The organism is Kitasatospora sp. NPDC090091, from assembly GCF_044747365.1.
Classification (GTDB): Bacteria; Actinomycetota; Actinomycetes; order Streptomycetales; family Streptomycetaceae; genus Kitasatospora.
This window is the reverse complement of the sequence record NZ_JBIVDY010000020.1, coordinates 48,935-64,351: the sequence shown is the minus strand read 5'-3', so window position 1 is coordinate 64,351 and position 15,417 is coordinate 48,935. Positions and strand designations below refer to the sequence as shown.

The following is a 15,417-nucleotide window of genomic DNA, read 5'->3' as shown; positions in this document are numbered from 1 at the left end:
CTCTCGCTCCTCCTGTCCGGCCTGTCCGGGCCGCTCAGCCGGCCCGGTGCCGCGCCGCGTACGGATCCCGGGCGGCGCCGTGCGGGGCCTCGGCCTCCAGCTGCCGCTTGGCGGCCCGGAGCTCCTTCAGAGCCGTCCGGCCGACCGTCGGGTACTGCGGGTCGATCTCCATCAGGGTGTGCGCGAGCACCGCCGCCGCGCAGATGCGGGCGAACCACTTGCGGTCGGCCGGCACCACGTACCAGGGGGCCCAGGGCGTACTGGTGGCCGACAGCATCTCGGAGAACGCCTCCTGGTACTCGTCCCAGTACCCGCGCTCGCGGATGTCGGCCGCGGAGAACTTCCAGTTCTTCTCCGGCAGGTCGATCCGCTTCAGGAAGCGGGTGCGCTGCTCCTCCTTGGAGAGATTCAGGAAGACCTTCACCACCTTGAACCCGTTGTCGGTGAGGTGGCGCTCCCAGTCGTTGATCGCGCGGAAGCGGCGGCGCCAGATCTTCCGGCCCCGGGCCTCCGCCGGCAGCCGCTGCCGGTCGAGGTTCTCCGGGTGGACGCGCACCACCAGGACCTCCTCGTAGTGCGACCGGTTGAAGATGGCGATGTCCCCGCGGGCGGGCAGCCGCTGCGCGTACCGCCAGAGGAAGTCGTGGTCCAGCTCCTCCGCGGAGGGCACCTTGAAGCTGCTCACGTGGACGCCCTGCGGGTTCACCCCGCTCATGACGTGGCGGATCGTCCCGTCCTTGCCGCCGGCGTCGAGCGCCTGGAGGCAGAGCAGCACCCCGTAGGTGTCCTGGGCGGCCAGTCGTGCCTGGTACTCCGCCAGCAGCGCCACACCGGTGCGGAGCAGCTCGGCTCCGTCCTTCTTCTTCATCCCCGCCTTGTAGCGCGGGTCGAAGTCCCGCGTGAGGTCCACCGTCGATCCCGGCTCCACCCGCAGCGGCTCGATGAACTCCGCTATGCGTTCGGCCGTCCGCCCGTCCGCCATCGCCCGCACCACCCTCTCGTCGGTCCGGCAGGCACCGCCGCCAACGGCCCGGACCGTCGGGCGCCCCGGCCCGCCTGCACCGCGCCGCGGCCGGCGACCCCGGGACCGCTTCTGTCACCCTCCGACCAGCGGCCATGGGCGGCAACCGTGCTGGGCCGTTCGGGTTGCGGCGCCCGCTCCGGGGCCGGTGGCCGGCAGGTCTGGGGCCGGAAGGTCTACCGGGGCACGGAGCGCACCAGCAGCAGGGCGATGTCGTCGGTGCGGTGCTCGGCCTGGCCGGCGCGGCCGATGAGGGCGTCGGCGAGGCGGTCGAGCGGTTCGCGGCCGTGGCGGGCCAGGGTGGCGATCAGGCCGGCCACCGCCTGGTCGAGGTCGGTGCCGGGGGCGTCGATGAGGCCGTCGGTGTACAGGACCAGGGTGGTGCCGATCGGCAGGTCGATGCGGATCTGCGGGTACTCGGCGGCGGGGTCGACGTTCAGCACCATGCCGGTGAGCGGTTCCAGGGCGCGCGCCCGGCCGTCCGGGCCGTAGAGCAGCGGCACCGGGTGGCCGGCGTTGGCCAGCCAGGCCTCGCGGCGGTCGAGGTCGACGCAGAAGTAGGTGCAGCTGGCCAGCAGGGCGGTGTCGAGATCGGCCAGCAGGCGGTTGGTGCGGGTGAGCACGGTGCTCGGGTCGGCGTCGGCCGCGGCGAAGGCGCGGACCGCGGTGCGGACCTGGCCCATCAGCGCGGCGGCGTTCACGTTGTGGCCCTGGACGTCGCCGATGACCACGGCCACGCTGTCCGGCCCGACCCGGATCAGGTCGTAGAAGTCGCCCCCGACGTCCATGTCCTCGGTGCACGGCAGGTAGCGGGCACTGATCTCCAGGCTGGGGACGGCGGGCAGCGCCCGGGGCAGCAGGCTCTCCTGCAGGCCGTGGGCGAGGACCAGCTTGGTGTCGTACAGCCGGGCGCGGTCCAGGGCCTGGGCGATCAGACCGCCGAGCGAGGTGAGGACGGCGCGCTCCTCCGTGTCGAAGCGGTGCGGCTCGGCGAAGGCCAGCACGCAGGTGCCGATCAGGCGGCGCGAGGTCACCAGCGGCAGGTAGGCCCAGGCGGCCATGCCGTCCTGGGTCTCGTGGCGGTCCGGGTAGAGCCGTTCCAGCTCCGCACGGGTCTCGAAGAACGCAGGCACCGGGTTGGTCGACGCCTGGACGCCGGGCGTGGACTCGCTCAGCGACGTGCCGTCGAACTGGTCGACCAGCCCGGCCGGGTAGCCGCGGTGGCCCGCGATGCGCAGACGGCCGCCCTCGGCCATCAGCACGGCGACGGCCTGGCCGCCGAAGGCCGGCAGGATCTGGTCGGAGACCATGGTCACCACGTCCTGCACGCTGATGGCCTCGGTGAGCGCGCTGGCGAGGTGGAGCAGGTGGTAGAGCGCGCCGGGCCGGGTGTGCACGGTCCGCTCGGCGGGCCGCTCGCCCTGTCCGTCCGGCCGGGCGACGTCGGCGGCGACGATCTGCACGGTGACCCCGGAGGCGTCCGGGAAGAGCCGGAACGACAGCCACCGGTCCGGCGGCCGCAGCGCGACGAAGGAGGTGGGCTGCCCGCCGATCACCGCCGCCCGGTAGTGGTACTCGTACACCGGGTCGCGCAGCCAGCGCAGCACCGACCACGGGCGCGCGCCCAGCAGCTTCTCCACCGGCACGCCCAGCAGCTCCGCCGCGGTGGGGGTGACCGCGGCCAGCCGGCCGTCCAGGTCGATGTCGCAGACGCCCTCGGGCAGCCGGGCCGGCATGGTGACGAGGGGGTCGGCGGCCCGGTTCTCCGCCACCACCGGGACCGGGCCGGGCCGGACCGGACGGCCCGCCCGGGCCGCCTCCGCCAGGACCTCGGCCAGCCGCCGGGCGAGCGCCTCCAGCGCTTCGCGTTCGCGGGGCGGCAGCTCCGGGGGGTGCGTGGCGGGCCAGAGCAGGAAGAGGGCCCCGTACGTCGTGCTCCGCGAGACCAGCGGGACGGCGGCGAGGCAGAAGGCGTACGGCATCGCGACCGCCACCCGCGGGTAGCGGCGCGCCATCTCCTCGGCGCCGCCCACCCAGACGACCCGGCCGCTGCGCGTGGCGTCGACCACCGGGATCGGCACGGTCATGCCGACGTGCTGCCACGGCCTGGTGAACTGCCGGGCGGCCCCGAACGTCATGACGAGTTCGAGCAGCTGCCGGTCGTCCGAGAGCAGGTAGAGGCCGCCCAGGTGCGCGCCGAGGCGCTCCGGCACCGACCGCAGGATCTGCGCCACCAGCTCAGGACCGCGGCCCGCCGTCGCCTCGGCAGCCTCGGGTGCGGGCTCCGAGGACGGACCCCGTGACATGCCCACCACTAGAACCCCATTCGAGCGAACCCCGTTCGAGCCGACGGGTGAGCCCGTAGCCTCCCCTCCATACTGGCCCGGCCGGGTGCCATCCGTCCCGTTGCCGGCCCGACGGCGGGGGCGTCCTCACGGTCGGCGGGGGCGCGGTCACGGATTCCGCACGGCCCTCCCGTTGCCCACCCCCGGCACCGGCGGCGCCGCAGCGCGCCGCTGGCGGCGCAGCCAGACGGTGAGCAGCACGCAGGGCAGCACCAGGCCGCAGACGCTGAGCACGAGGAACTGCGCGAAGCCGCTGATGTGGCTGACCAGCCATGCGAAGTTCTGCCCGAAGAAGCCGACGACGAAGGACAGCGGCAGGAACACGGTGGCGACAATCGTGAGCCGCTCCATCGTGGCGCTCTGCCGGAGGTTGATCCGGTTCTGCTCGACCGAGATGACCGCGATGTTCGCCTCCAGGACCGTCGCCAGCAGGTCGCGCTGGGCCGCGACCTCCTCGTTGACCAGCAACAGGTGGTCGTGCACGTCGCGCAGGTACGGCAGGAGCTCGCTCGGCGCCCGGCCGGCCTGCAGCCGACGGGCCACCACGCCGAGCAGCGGGTGCACGGCGCGGTAGAAGTCGGTGGCCTCGCGGCGCAGGGAGTAGATCCGCTCGGTCGGGGCGACCGCGCCGGAGAACACCGTGGCCTCGATCTGCTCGATGTCGCGTTCCAGCTCGGTGACGACGGGCGCGTAGCCGTCCACCACCTGGTCGAGGATTGCCCAGAGCGTCGACGCGCTGCCGGTGCGCAGCAGCTCGGGCCGGCGCTCCAGCCGGCTGCGCGCGCCGGCCAGCTCGCTGGCGACCCCCTGGCGGACGGTGATCACGAAGTGTTCGGCGAGGAAGACGCTGATCTCGCCGGTGTCGACCTCCTCGCGCTCGTCGTCGTAGCGCGCGGTGCGCAGGATGATCAGCTCCGTGCCGTCCTCGTACTGCTCGGCCTTCGGCCGGAGGTGGAAGGCCTGGGCGTCCTCCACGGCGAGTTCGTGCAGCCCGAAGCTCTCGCGGACCTTCGCCAGCTCCTCCTCCCCCGGCTCGAACATGCCCAGCCAGACGAAGCCGCCCTGGGTGCAGCGCGCCGCCGCCTCCTCCAGCGGCATCGGGCCCTCGTGCTGCCGGCGTCCGTCGCGGTAGTGCGCGCAGTCGACGATCATGGCCTTCCTCCTCGCGTCCGGCCGCTGCCGCCCTCTTCCGATGATCCCGCCGATCCGGTGCGCGGCTCCCTCCGGTCCGCGCCCGGGGGCCGCGGGGGCGGTGCCGACCGGCGTCTGCACGCCTTGTTCCCCGGGCCTCCCCGGTGCCGTAGCGTGGCCGCGTGAACGCGAACTCGTCCGCGCGGCACGACGCCGTGATCGTCGGTGGTGGGCACAACGGGCTGGTGGCGGCGGCGTACCTCGCGCGGGCCGGCCTCCGGGTGCTGGTGCTGGAACGGTTGCCACAGGTGGGCGGGGCGGCGGTGTCGGCCCGGGCGTTCGCGGGGGTGGACGCCCGGCTGTCGCGCTACTCGTACCTGGTGAGCCTGCTGCCGCGGAAGGTGGTGCGCGACCTGGGGCTCCGGCTCGACCTGCGGCGGCGGCGGATCTCCTCCTACACGCCCGCCGTCCGGGGCGGGAAGCCCACCGGGCTGCTGGTGGACGCCTCCGACCCGGGCCGGACGCGGGAGTCGTTCCGGGCACTGACCGGGGCGGACCGGGAGTGGGAGGCCTGGCAGCGCTTCTACGGGACAACCGGGCAGGTCGCCCGGCGGGTGTTCCCGACGCTCACCGAGCCACTGCCCTCCCGCGCCGAACTGCGCCGGCTGGTCGCGGACGACGCCGCCTGGGACGCCCTGTTCGAACGGCCGCTGGGCGAGACGATCGAGCGGACCTTCGCCGACGACCTGGTACGCGGCGTGGTGCTGACGGACGCCCTGATCGGCACCTTCACCCACGCCCACGACGCCGCGCTGCGGCAGAACCGCTGCTTCCTCTACCACGTGATCGGCAACGGCACGGGCGACTGGGACGTCCCGGTCGGCGGGATGGGCGCGGTGACGGGCGCACTGGCCGGGGCCGCGCGGGCCGCCGGCGCCGAGATCCGGACCGACTGCGAGGTCACCGCGATCGCCACCGACGGCCGCGGCGACGCCGAGGTGACGTACCGTCATCAGGGCGGCGAGGCAACGGCGGTGGGCCGCCGGGTGCTCGTGAACGCCGCTCCGGCGACACTGGCCCGGCTGCTCGGCGAGCAGCCCGGGCCGGGGCCCGCGCCCGAGGGCGCCCAGCTGAAGGTCAACATGGTGCTGCGCCGCCTGCCCCGGCTCTCGGACGCCGCCGTCGATCCGCGGGACGCCTTCGCCGGCACCTTCCACATCGCCGAGGGCTACCGGCAGTTGGAGACCGCCTACGCGGAGGCGGAGGCCGGGCGGATCCCGTCGGCGCCGCCGTCCGAGATCTACTGCCACACCCTGACCGACCCCTCGATCCTCGGCCCCGAGGCCGTCCGGCAGGGGTTCCAGACCCTGACGCTGTTCGGCCTGCACATGCCCGCCCGGCTGTTCACCGATCCTGCGGCCAAGGAGCGCGCCCTGGCGGCGAGCCTGGCGCAGCTCGACTCGGTCCTGGCCGAGCCGATCGCCGACTGTCTGGCGACGGACGCCGCCGGGCGCCCCTGTGTGGAGGCCAAGACGCCGCCCGACCTGGAGCGGGAGATCGGCCTGCCGGGCGGGCACATCTTCCACCGGGACCTCGAATTCCCCTTCACGGAGGGGAGTCCGGACAGCGCCGCGGCGCGCTGGGGCGTGGCGACGGCGCATCCGGACGTGCTGCTGTGCGGCGCGGGCGCGGTCCGCGGCGGCGGCGTCAGCGGCATCCCGGGGCACAACGCGGCGCAGGCGGTGCTGGAGGAGCTGGGCCGGTAGCGCACCGGCCGGCCCTCGCGCCTCGACGGAGGCGGGGGCGGGGGCGGGGGCGGCCGGGGCGGGGCCGACCGGGCGCCGGGCTGCACTCCCGCGCCCGAACACGCCGAGTGACGGGGTCGATCACCGAGCGTCCACCGAAGCCGTCCCACTCCCCCGGCGAGCACCCCAACTGGACGCCCAGGGTGGCACGGCGGTCACCGTCCGCCCCCGCCGTCGGCCGCCGGCCCGGAAACCTGGCGCGTCACTCCCCGTAGCGGTTTACTGGGAGTGAGCAGGGCAGGGAAACGGAGGCCCGGCGATGGCTTGCCCACACCCGTACGGATTCCACACCGAAGTCCGCGACCACTACGCGACGGCCGGGGCGGAGGTGACCCGACTGGTGCAGTCCGTCGCCGAGGAGCAGTGGACGGCGCCCACCCCCTGCCGGAGCTGGGACGTCCGCGCCCTGGTCAACCACCTTGCCGCACAGCACCTCTGGGTCTGCCAGGCGGTCGCCGGCTACGCCCCGGAGCAGATCGGCCGCCGCTTCGAGGGCGACGTCCTGGGCCGCAACCCGCTCGGTGTGTGGACGATGGCCGTCGACACCGCCGTCCGCGCCATCAACCAGCCCGGCGCCCTGGACCAGTTGGTCCACGTGCCGTACGGGATGCGCGATGTCGGCGGCTACACCCGGGAGTTGACCGCCGAGACGGTCGTGCACAGCTGGGACCTCGCCCGGGCCCTGGGCGAGGGCGGCCCGATGCCGCCGGGCGCCGCCCGGTACGCGCTCGCAGAGTTCCGGAACTACCGGAACCTCGCCGGCACCGGCCGGTTCGACCCGCCGCGCCCCACCCCACCGGGCGCCGATGCCCAGGAGCTGCTGCTCGCCTTCACCGGCCGCGACCCGCAGTGGTCCGCCGAGCGACTCCGCTGACCACCGACCCCGGCCCGCCCTTCGGCAGCGTCGAAGGTTTCCCACGCAAACCCGGCAGGCGACAGCGCGGCCGGCTGTGACGCGACACCGTGTCACAGCCGGCCGCGCTGTCTCGTCCCAATGGGTGCAGCACCGACTCAGAAGAGGAGCACGCGGGATGACGAGGATCGGCATCATCATCGGCAGCACCCGGCCGGGCCGGAACGGCGAGCAGGTCGCCGCGTGGGTGCGGGCACGGGCGGAACAGCACGCGGGCGACCGGGCAGCCTTCGAGGTGCTCGACCTGAAGGAGTTCGACCTTCCGCTGCTGGACGAGCCGCTTCCCGCGCTCGTCACGCCGGGCGGGAAGCCGCACACCGTCCGGTGGGCGGAGCGGGCCGGCGCCTGCGACGCGTACATCGTCGTCACGCCCGAGTACAACTGCGGCGCCCCGGCGTCCCTGCAGAACGCCGTCGACTACCTGTACCGGGAGTGGACGCGCAAGGCGGTCGCGTACGTCGGCTACGGCTCCTTCGGCGCCGTGCTGGCGGTGCAGGAGTTGCGGGCGCAGGCCGGGCGTCTGCAGATGGCAGACATCGGACCGCAGTTGGCGCTGTCGCTGCGGGACGACTTCGTCGACTTCACGAAGTTCGAGCCGCGGGAGCAGCACGTCCAGGAGCTCCAGCAGCTCGTCGACGAGCTGCTCGCGTGGAGCGCCGCACTGGAGCCGCTGCGCGCCGCCGCCCGGGCCTCCGCCTGAGCGGGCGAACCCGCCCCGGCCTCCTCGCGAGGAGGCCGGGGCAGGCCCGTTCACTGACGGATCGTCAGCCCGGTCCGGCTCAGGCGAGCTTCTGGCAGAGCATCGCGTACGGGCGCGAGGCCCAGAGCTCGTACCAGGGCTGGGTGGAGGCCACGCCGGCGACGAACTCGTCGTCGGCGCACTGGCCCTTGTAGTAGCTGTACGCGAAGTCGGCACCGCCGGCCGCCGCCGGGCGGCCGTCACCCTTGTCGAACCAGACCGTGCGGACCGAAGTGCCCAGCGGGACGGTCGACTTGGCGCAGAGGAGACCGAGGGATCGGCCGTTGCGGCTGTACCCGGTCGCGATCTGTCCGGCGGGGCACTGCGCCTTGGTGTAGCCGTACGCCCAGTCGGTGGTCACGTTCGCCTCACCGTGGACGACGGTGAAGGTGTGGTTCGCGTCCCACGGGGTGGCCTTGGTCGCGCCGGTGCAGAGGCCGCGGTCGCCGCCGTGGCTGAGGCCGATCAGCCGGCTGCCGTCCGGGCAGGAGGACTTGCGGGCCGAAGGGTCCCAGTCGGGCCGGGCCTTCAGGTAGGCCGAGCGGTTGTCGTCGCCCGTGCTGGAGTTGAGCGCCGTCCAGGCCACCGAGGGCGTCGGGACCTGTCCGACGCTCTGCGAGGTGATCGGCCACTCGCGGTGGAAGGCGAGGAACGGCAGGTCCTTCTCCAGGATCGGGGTGCCGAGGATGGCGAGGCGGGCCATCAGCGCCCCGTTGATGTCGAGTCCGCCGTAGAGGTCGACCGTGCCGCCGGCGCTGGGCGCCGCTCCCCCGCCGAGGACGACCGATCCGCTCACCGCGGTGCGCAGGTAGGGCTCGATCGAGGCCTTCACGCCGACCGCGTCGTACAGGGCGACCGAGCCCTCGGCGAGCAGGCCGGTCTTCAGCGAGGCGTTGCCCCTGAGGTCGAGGCGGAGCGGGGAGACGGTGGACGTCCCCGGTTCGGTGGTGGTGGTCCAGCCCTGGCCGCTGGTGTAGTCGGAGTGGACGCCCCAGTGACCGTCGTACGACTGCTCGGCGTCGACGGTGATCGTGCCGTCGGCGCTGATGTCCAGGGAGAGCTTGAAGTCCAGGTTGATCACGACCGGGAGGACACCGACCATCACCACGGGGCTGGCGCTGAGCTTGGCCAGCGGGATCTTGACGGAGGCGCCGCCGACGAGGTCCGCACCGCTGACGTGCCAGTCGGCGTGCGCGCCGAGGTCGAAGCCGATCCGGGCCTGCTGCGGGGCGAGGGCGCCGAGGCCGCCCTGGTAGGAGAAGCTCACGGTCGGGTCGATCGAGACCGACCCGGACAGCCGCACCGAGGAGCCGTTGGGCAGCGGGACGGTGGTGTCGGCGCTCAGCCCGAGGCCACCGCTGACCGAGCCCTGGCCACCGGTCGGGCCGGTGTCGACGGACACCTTGAGGTCCTTGACGTGCGGCTCGACCCGGAGCGAGGCGGGGCTGACCGGGGCCTTGAGGCCGACGTTGGCGCCGCCGAGCAGTTCGGGCAGGGCGGCCGGCCGGGTGCTGACGGCCACCGTCCCGTCGGAGGCCTGCTTGACGTCGGTGACGGCGACCAGCGCGCCCTGCGGGGCGGCCGGCGTGGGCGGGCTGTCGATCAGCTGACCGGGCTTGACCGCGGCGGCTGCGGCGCCGGACCCGGCTGCGGAGCTTCCGTCGGCGGCCGTGAGCACGGCGTCACCGGTGGCCCGGTCGTACGAGGACAGCGCCAGGGCGGGTGCGGCGGCGGGTGCGGCCGTGGCGGCCGGCGTGCCCGCCGGGGCCGGGGTCGCCACGGTGACGGCCGGCGTGCCGTCGGCCGGGGGCGCCAGGGACGTCGGCGCGGTGGGCTCGGCGGACGGGGCGCCAGGGCCCCCCGACGGTGCGTTCGGGCCGACTGACGGGGCGTCGGTCGCCGTCGCTGTGACGGCGGTGTCCGCCGCGAGGGCGGGCGCCGCCGCCGCGATGTTCAGGGTGTAACCGGAGAAGACGAGCAGCGCGGTGGTCGCGGCGGCAGGCAGCAGGCGCTTGCGTGGGGCCACGTGGGGTCCCTTCCGGGGCAAGGAGGCTGAGGGTTGGTCAGCCAAGCCTTCGGGAGGGCGCTTACCTTCATGCCCACAACAAGCGAAGCGACTCCGGACTGATCGTGAACATCCCGTGTTCGCGCCGGAGTCGGACGGCCACAGTCCCGCCGAAACGCGCCGCGCCGCCGGGGTCGGCGGCGCGGATCGGGCCCGGGCGCGGATCAGGCCGCGGCCGGATCAGGCCCGGGCGCGAATCAGGCCCGGGTGCGGCTCAAGCCTTCTTCACCACGCTGGACTTGAGCTGCATGGCGCCGAAGCCCTCGATGCGGCAGTCGATGTCGTGGCCGTCGACGCCGTCGACCAGCCGGATGTTGCGGACCTTGGTGCCTGCCTTGATGCCCGAGGCGCTGCCCTTGACCTTGAGGGCCTTGATGACGGTCACGGTGTCGCCGTCGGCGAGCACGTTGCCGACCGCGTCCTTGATCACCCGCTCGCCGGCCCCGGCGGAGGAGGCCTCGCCGCCCTCGGTGGGCATCCACTCGTGGCCGCACTCGGGGCAGACCATGAGGCCGTTCATCTCGTACGTGTACTGGCCCGCACACTGCGGGCACGGGGGGAGGTTGTCGCTCATGTGTTCAGGATATCCACGCCGCCGAGGCGCGTTTCCCTTGGTCAGCGGGCACACGGGCCCACGGCGCCACCCCTTTGGGCGGCGTGATCGCCGAGCCGGGGCGTCGCGGAAAACCGGTGGCCCGGGCGAGGTCGCCGATGTTAGCAATGTGACATGCTACAAGGTACTCACATCACCCTCCGGGCCCGGCACGAGACCGACGTCCCGGTACTCCAGACCGAGCTCTACGACGATGTCGCGACCCGCTCACGGGCCGACTCCCGGCCCTGGCGCCCTCTCCCCCCGGGGTCGACCCAGTCGCCGTACGTGGTCTCCGGGGCCTCCGACGAGGCCGCCTGCTTCTCCGTGGTCGAGACGGCCTCGGGAGAGCTGGCCGGCGAGGCCCTGCTCTGGGGCATCGACCTCCACAACCGGACCGCCCACCTGGGCATCGCCCTGCGGCCGGGCCACCGGGGGCGCGGATTCGCCACGGACGCCCTCCGGGTGCTCTGCCGCTACGGCTTCACGGTGCTCGGCCTGAACCGGCTGCAGTTGGAGACGCTCACGGACAATGCACCGATGGTCCGGGCCGCCACCGCGGCCGGCTTCACCACCGAGGGCACACTGCGTCGCTCGGCCTGGGCCTGCGGGGAGTTCAGGGACCAGGCGGTGCTCGGACTCCTGGTCGAGGAGTGGCAGGGCTGATCCCGCCCCGCCGAACGACGACCCCCGCAACCTCACGGGCCCGCGCCGCAGCGCGGGCCCGGCTGCGTCTCCGACTCGGGCGGAACGAACGCAAGCCGCTCCGGCATAGCGTTCACCCTCATCCCATTGCAACAATCAGGGAGGACTGTCGTTGCATTCCAGATATGACCGTTGCAACGATTTTGCGCTTCCTACCTGCGGCAATGGGAATTTGACGCAACACGCTCGTTGCCAGATCAGTGAGCGCAACGTAGCGTTTCCATCATCAGAAACGCCGGGCCGACAGGCTGCCCGGTACAACCGAAGGAGCGCACGATGCGTCAGTTCGCCACCCCCGCCCCGGTGTCCGCCGTCCTCGACGTCCCCGCGGGACGGATCGCGTTCATCGCCGACGACCGCACCGAGACCACCGTCGAGGTCCGGCCCGCCAACCCCTCCAAGAACCGCGACGTCCAGGCCGCCGAGCAGACCGAGGTCACCTACGCCGACGGCGTCCTGCGGATCACGGCGCCGGCACCCAAGAACCAGCTCCTCGGCCCCGGATCCGTCGACGTCACCGTCCACCTGCCCGCCGGCTCCGACATCGAGGCCAGGACCGCCGCCTCCGAACTCCGCGGCGTAGGCCGCCTCGGCGACATCGCCTTCGACGGCGCATACCGGCAGATCAAGATCGACGAAGCCGCGAGCGTCCGCCTCACCGCCACCGACGGCGACGTCGAGATCGGCCGGCTCAACGGCCCCGCCGAGATCAGCACCCAGCGCGGCGACATCCGGATCACCGAGGCCCTGCGCGGCACGGTCGTCCTCAGCACCCAGTCCGGCGACATCACCGTCGGCACCGCCGCCGGCGTCTCCGCCACCCTGGACGCCGGCACCGCCCACGGCCGCATCAGCAACGGCCTCCGCAACGACGGCAGCGCCGGGCTCGACATCCGCGCCACCACCTCCTACGGCGACATCACCGCCCGCAGCCTCTGAGGACACCTCGACGGATGTGCCGCCCGGGTGGGCCGCTCCGTGTGGCGGCGCCCGGGGGCCGGGCCGAGGATGGAGGCCGTTGTGCGTGTCCGTCGAGACCGGAGGTCAGGATGGCAACCCTGACGGTGTGGCGTTTCCCCACCGCGACCGGGGCCGATGAGGCCCTCGATACCCTGAAGCGGCTGCAACGCCAGGAGCTGATCAAGGTCCAGGACGGCGCCGTGGTCAGCTGGCCCGAGGGCGCCCGCAAGCCCAAGACCCGCCATCTGAGCGACATGACCGGCATGGGCGCCCTGGGCGGCGCGTTCTGGGGCTTCCTCCTCGGCATGATCTTCTTCGTCCCCGTGCTCGGCATGGCGGTCGGGGCGGCCTCGGGCGCCCTGGGCGGTCACCTCGCCAACTTCGGCATCGACGAGGCCTTCATCAAGCAGGTGCGGGAGAAGGTGACGCCCGGCACCTCCGCGCTGTTCGCGCTGACCACGGACGCCGTCCTCGACCGGATCAGGGCCGAGTTCGAGGGGTGGCACGCCGAGCTCGTCGAGACCAACCTCTCGGCGGACGAGGAGGCCCGGTTGCGCGAGGCCTTCACCGAGGGCGCGTAGCCGGGGGTCGGGGCTCGTCAGCACTGCCAGAGGAACGCGGCACCGGCACAGGGTTCGCAGGCGAAGGCGTAGGCCGTGCCGCCGCCCCCGAAGTTCATCGCGGTGACCGGGTCCGGTCCTTCCTGGAGCTGGGCGACGAAGGCCATCGGGCGGGCGCAGGAGGAACAGGACGGCGTCTCGTCGTACTGGAGCCAGTCGGGCTCACCGCCGAGCCGTCCGAGCACGGCCGACGTCGCGCTCCCGGTCCTCGCCGCCCTCACTGCCGCCGCCGTCGAGGTCGTCCAGGACGATCTGTGCGAGGAATTGCATCGGGCCGTCGCAGGAGGAGCAGCGGGGCCAGGCAGTGCCCTCCGACGCCAACGGCACGCCGCCCACCCTGGTCACCGCCGCATCCTCGTCGACCGGGCCGGCATTGATCATCAAGGTCGTCATGGACGGGACTCTAGGCGACCCCCCTGACAGACCGTCCTCGGGGAGCGCCCGAGGTCCGATCGACCTTACGACCGATGCCCCGGACGCGGACCGGGTGGTGCACTCCCTCACCGGGCCGGCCGAGCTGCTGTCCGCCCAGTAGCACTCGGGCCGACCGGTGGGCCGGGAGCACGGGACACTGCTTCGGTGCCGGAAGCGGCCGACAATCGGCTTGTTCCGGACGGCGGGCAGGAGGTCGCACCAGGGTCGGTCCGAAGCGAGACGGCCTGGTCGGAGCGGGGGTGGGTGGTGCCCGGCCGGCTCGCGGGCGCCTCGGCACGGGGGTGGTTCCGGCCAAAGCCGGGGACACCAACTGTCACGCCGCAGTTACCCGTTGACAGCATCGGGGCCCTCCGGGAGGTCGGGCCGGCGCCGGTCCGGTCGGGTTCCGGGCGGTTCCCGTCGGCCTCCGAGGGGATGACCGGAGTCGCCGAAATCACCACGTCGACGGGTTTGGGAGCCGCCTCCGACATCCGTTCCAGGTCACTGCGGCGACGAGATCCGGACACCGCCGAACACTCCGCCGGGGTGCCCGCCGGCCGGCGGGCCGCACCAGAGGAATTCGGCCAAAAACGGCTCCGGGAGGCGCAATCCGAGTGCTGCCGGGCGCGCCCGGAATCGCGTTGCCGCCCCGCCGCCGGGCGGCCTCCCGTCGGGGCGCACCCGAGGAGGCCGTCCGGGCGGGACCGGAGTGCCGGATGTGCAAGCTTCAAATGTCCGTCGGCTTTCGGCGGATGAGGCCGAGTCACCCCGGGGGCCGCCCATCCGGGGGATTGTCCTCCCAGCTCAGAAGCGGTAGCGCGAGCGGGCGCGGCACCGGGGAAGTCGCTCGACGGGCGGCGACGAGCCCGTATGTGGGCGTGCCATACCAAACCCGAGCGCGATGAATCCAGACCTGAGTTCGGGAGGATTTACAAGTACTCTGTCACCGACAGTCCGAGAACGTGTACGGCTCCGTGGGATCTCCCCTGGCATCAGGATCTTGCCGACAGGTGGTCGACGACGTTTCTGCGGTACTCGGGGTGACTTGTGGCGGAGGGGCACGCAGTGATTTTCAGTGTTCTTGGCCCGTTAGGGGTTCAGGCCAACGGAAGGCCAGTGAATCCGGGGTCGGCGCGCCAGCGGGCGGTATTGACCGCCCTCCTCCTGACGCCCGGCCAGCCGATGACGGCGGAACAGCTCACCGAGGCCGTCTGGCCGCGGAACCCACCGAACGACGTCATGGCGAATCTGCACAGCTATGTCTCGAATCTCCGGCGGCTGCTGGAGCCGAACCGGCCACCGCGCAGCCGGGACACGGTCCTGCGGCGGGATCCCACCGGCTACGTGCTGACCGTGGACGACGACTGCATCGACGCGTTCCGCTTCGAGCGGCTGCTGCACGAGGGCCGGAGGCAGCTCCAGGCCGGGCTGCACCAGAACGCGCGCCGGACCCTGGAGCGGGCGCTGGCACTGTGGCGCGGTTCCGCGTATCCGGAGGTGAGCGACTACGCGGTCGGCGCTCAAGCGGCCTCGCGGTTCGAGGAGTTGAGACTCCTGGCGCTGGAGAGCCTCTGGGAGGCCGCGCTGGCCGAGGAGCGCGACTTCTCGATGATCGCCGCCGAACTCCCCGCGCTCGCCATGCGGTTCCCGGCCCGGGAGCGGTTCAGCTGGCTGCTGATGAAGGCGCTCTACCGGTCCGGCCGACGGGCCGAGGCGATCGACGCGTACCACCGGACGCGCCGCACGCTGGCGGAGGAGTACGGCGTGGACCCCGGCCTGGAGTTGCAGGAGCTGTTCGCCACGATCCTGCGCGGCGAACGCCTCGCCGGCTCCGCCTGAACCGCCGTCCGGCACCCCCTTCGCGGGTGCCGGACCACGCGCCTCCCCGGCGGCTCCCCCAGCGGACGGCCCGGTCGGCGGCGGGCCCCGCGTCCGTCCGCCGGCCGGGCCGATTTACCTGCGCTTGATTGACATGCATATGCCAGTCAAGCCCTTGGACAAGTCTTTGTCGTGTCCGCGTCCTCGCAGGTCGGGGCAGTTGTCCGGGGCGGCTCCAAGAAAGCTCCAAGTCGGATCCAAGTTGCCTCCAAGTCACCGCCAAGACGCC

Annotated in this window: 14 protein-coding genes; 7 read left to right on the top strand and 7 right to left on the bottom strand. The window is 73.0% G+C overall.

Annotation, left to right across the window (positions count from 1 at the left end):
* Window positions 1–34 precede the first annotated feature (34 nt).
* From ACIPSC_RS29830 to ACIPSC_RS29820, 3 genes are all read right to left on the bottom strand, one after another.
* On the bottom strand, window positions 35–982 hold the full coding sequence (locus tag ACIPSC_RS29830) for a polyphosphate kinase 2 family protein (protein WP_400829840.1): 948 nt from the start codon (window positions 980–982) through the stop codon (window positions 35–37).
* A 215-nt stretch (window positions 983–1,197) separates the two neighbouring features.
* Entirely contained in the window at window positions 1,198–3,327 is a 2,130-nt protein-coding gene (locus tag ACIPSC_RS29825; RefSeq protein WP_400829838.1) for a SpoIIE family protein phosphatase, read from the bottom strand.
* Between the two features lie 147 nt (window positions 3,328–3,474).
* Window positions 3,475–4,518, bottom strand: a complete 1,044-nt coding sequence (locus ACIPSC_RS29820) for a magnesium and cobalt transport protein CorA (protein ID WP_400829836.1) — start codon at window positions 4,516–4,518, stop codon at window positions 3,475–3,477.
* Window positions 4,519–4,679: 161 nt separating this feature from the next.
* Between ACIPSC_RS29820 and ACIPSC_RS29815 the strand changes: the two genes are divergently transcribed.
* From ACIPSC_RS29815 to ACIPSC_RS29805, 3 genes are all read left to right on the top strand, one after another.
* A complete protein-coding gene (locus tag ACIPSC_RS29815) occupies window positions 4,680–6,263 on the top strand; it encodes a phytoene desaturase family protein (protein ID WP_400829833.1) in 1,584 nt (527 codons plus the stop codon).
* A 298-nt stretch (window positions 6,264–6,561) separates the two neighbouring features.
* Window positions 6,562–7,176, top strand: a complete 615-nt coding sequence (locus ACIPSC_RS29810) for a TIGR03086 family metal-binding protein (RefSeq protein WP_400829831.1) — start codon at window positions 6,562–6,564, stop codon at window positions 7,174–7,176.
* A 157-nt stretch (window positions 7,177–7,333) separates the two neighbouring features.
* Window positions 7,334–7,915, top strand: a complete 582-nt coding sequence (locus ACIPSC_RS29805; protein WP_400829829.1) for an NADPH-dependent FMN reductase — start codon at window positions 7,334–7,336, stop codon at window positions 7,913–7,915.
* Between the two features lie 79 nt (window positions 7,916–7,994).
* On the opposite strand, the gene ACIPSC_RS29800 is transcribed toward ACIPSC_RS29805, so the two are convergent.
* Together ACIPSC_RS29800 and ACIPSC_RS29795 are read right to left on the bottom strand one after the other, a co-directional pair.
* Window positions 7,995–9,980, bottom strand: coding sequence for a hypothetical protein (locus ACIPSC_RS29800; RefSeq protein ID WP_400829826.1), 1,986 nt, complete (start codon window positions 9,978–9,980; stop codon window positions 7,995–7,997).
* 253 nt (window positions 9,981–10,233) lie between these two features.
* Complete coding sequence (locus tag ACIPSC_RS29795) at window positions 10,234–10,593, bottom strand: zinc ribbon domain-containing protein YjdM (protein ID WP_400829824.1); 360 nt, start codon at window positions 10,591–10,593, stop codon at window positions 10,234–10,236.
* 153 nt (window positions 10,594–10,746) lie between these two features.
* Here ACIPSC_RS29795 and ACIPSC_RS29790 point away from each other — a divergent pair, with 153 nt between their 5' ends.
* The 3 genes from ACIPSC_RS29790 to ACIPSC_RS29780 all read left to right on the top strand — a co-directional run bounded on the left by ACIPSC_RS29790 (window position 10,747) and on the right by ACIPSC_RS29780 (window position 12,857).
* Window positions 10,747–11,277: a GNAT family N-acetyltransferase gene (locus ACIPSC_RS29790; protein ID WP_400829821.1), complete on the top strand. Its 531-nt coding sequence runs from the start codon at window positions 10,747–10,749 to the stop codon at window positions 11,275–11,277.
* 315 nt (window positions 11,278–11,592) lie between these two features.
* Window positions 11,593–12,255, top strand: a complete 663-nt coding sequence (locus ACIPSC_RS29785; RefSeq protein ID WP_400829818.1) for a DUF4097 family beta strand repeat-containing protein — start codon at window positions 11,593–11,595, stop codon at window positions 12,253–12,255.
* A gap of 110 nt (window positions 12,256–12,365) precedes the next feature.
* A complete protein-coding gene (locus ACIPSC_RS29780; RefSeq protein ID WP_400829816.1) occupies window positions 12,366–12,857 on the top strand; it encodes a DUF1269 domain-containing protein in 492 nt (163 codons plus the stop codon).
* A 17-nt stretch (window positions 12,858–12,874) separates the two neighbouring features.
* Here the strand turns inward: ACIPSC_RS29780 and ACIPSC_RS29775 are convergent, their stop codons facing one another.
* Together ACIPSC_RS29775 and ACIPSC_RS29770 are read right to left on the bottom strand one after the other, a co-directional pair.
* Entirely contained in the window at window positions 12,875–13,081 is a 207-nt protein-coding gene (locus ACIPSC_RS29775; RefSeq protein WP_400829814.1) for a hypothetical protein, read from the bottom strand.
* Window positions 13,059–13,289 carry a hypothetical protein gene (locus ACIPSC_RS29770; RefSeq protein WP_400829812.1) on the bottom strand — a complete coding sequence of 77 codons (231 nt, stop codon included), beginning with the start codon at window positions 13,287–13,289 and terminating at the stop codon, window positions 13,059–13,061. Before ACIPSC_RS29770 ends, ACIPSC_RS29775 begins: the two co-directional genes overlap by 23 nt.
* Window positions 13,290–14,357: 1,068 nt before the next feature.
* On the opposite strand from ACIPSC_RS29770, the gene ACIPSC_RS29765 reads away from it, so the two are divergent.
* The gene (locus tag ACIPSC_RS29765; RefSeq protein WP_400829810.1) at window positions 14,358–15,149 is read left to right on the top strand and encodes a BTAD domain-containing putative transcriptional regulator; all 792 of its coding nucleotides are present in this window, start codon (window positions 14,358–14,360) and stop codon (window positions 15,147–15,149) included.
* The last annotated feature ends 268 nt before the right edge of the window (window positions 15,150–15,417 follow it).

Coding starts and splice junctions, on each gene's coding strand:
- ACIPSC_RS29805 (WP_400829829.1), top strand. CDS start 7,334: ATGACGAGGATCGGCATCATCATCGGCAGCACCCGGCCGGGCCGGAAC.
- ACIPSC_RS29770 (WP_400829812.1), bottom strand. CDS start 13,289: ATGACGACCTTGATGATCAATGCCGGCCCGGTCGACGAGGATGCGGCG.
- ACIPSC_RS29795 (WP_400829824.1), bottom strand. CDS start 10,593: ATGAGCGACAACCTCCCCCCGTGCCCGCAGTGTGCGGGCCAGTACACG.
- ACIPSC_RS29825 (WP_400829838.1), bottom strand. CDS start 3,327: ATGTCACGGGGTCCGTCCTCGGAGCCCGCACCCGAGGCTGCCGAGGCG.
- ACIPSC_RS29780 (WP_400829816.1), top strand. CDS start 12,366: ATGGCAACCCTGACGGTGTGGCGTTTCCCCACCGCGACCGGGGCCGAT.
- ACIPSC_RS29785 (WP_400829818.1), top strand. CDS start 11,593: ATGCGTCAGTTCGCCACCCCCGCCCCGGTGTCCGCCGTCCTCGACGTC.
- ACIPSC_RS29790 (WP_400829821.1), top strand. CDS start 10,747: ATGCTACAAGGTACTCACATCACCCTCCGGGCCCGGCACGAGACCGAC.
- ACIPSC_RS29820 (WP_400829836.1), bottom strand. CDS start 4,518: ATGATCGTCGACTGCGCGCACTACCGCGACGGACGCCGGCAGCACGAG.
- ACIPSC_RS29830 (WP_400829840.1), bottom strand. CDS start 982: ATGGCGGACGGGCGGACGGCCGAACGCATAGCGGAGTTCATCGAGCCG.
- ACIPSC_RS29810 (WP_400829831.1), top strand. CDS start 6,562: ATGGCTTGCCCACACCCGTACGGATTCCACACCGAAGTCCGCGACCAC.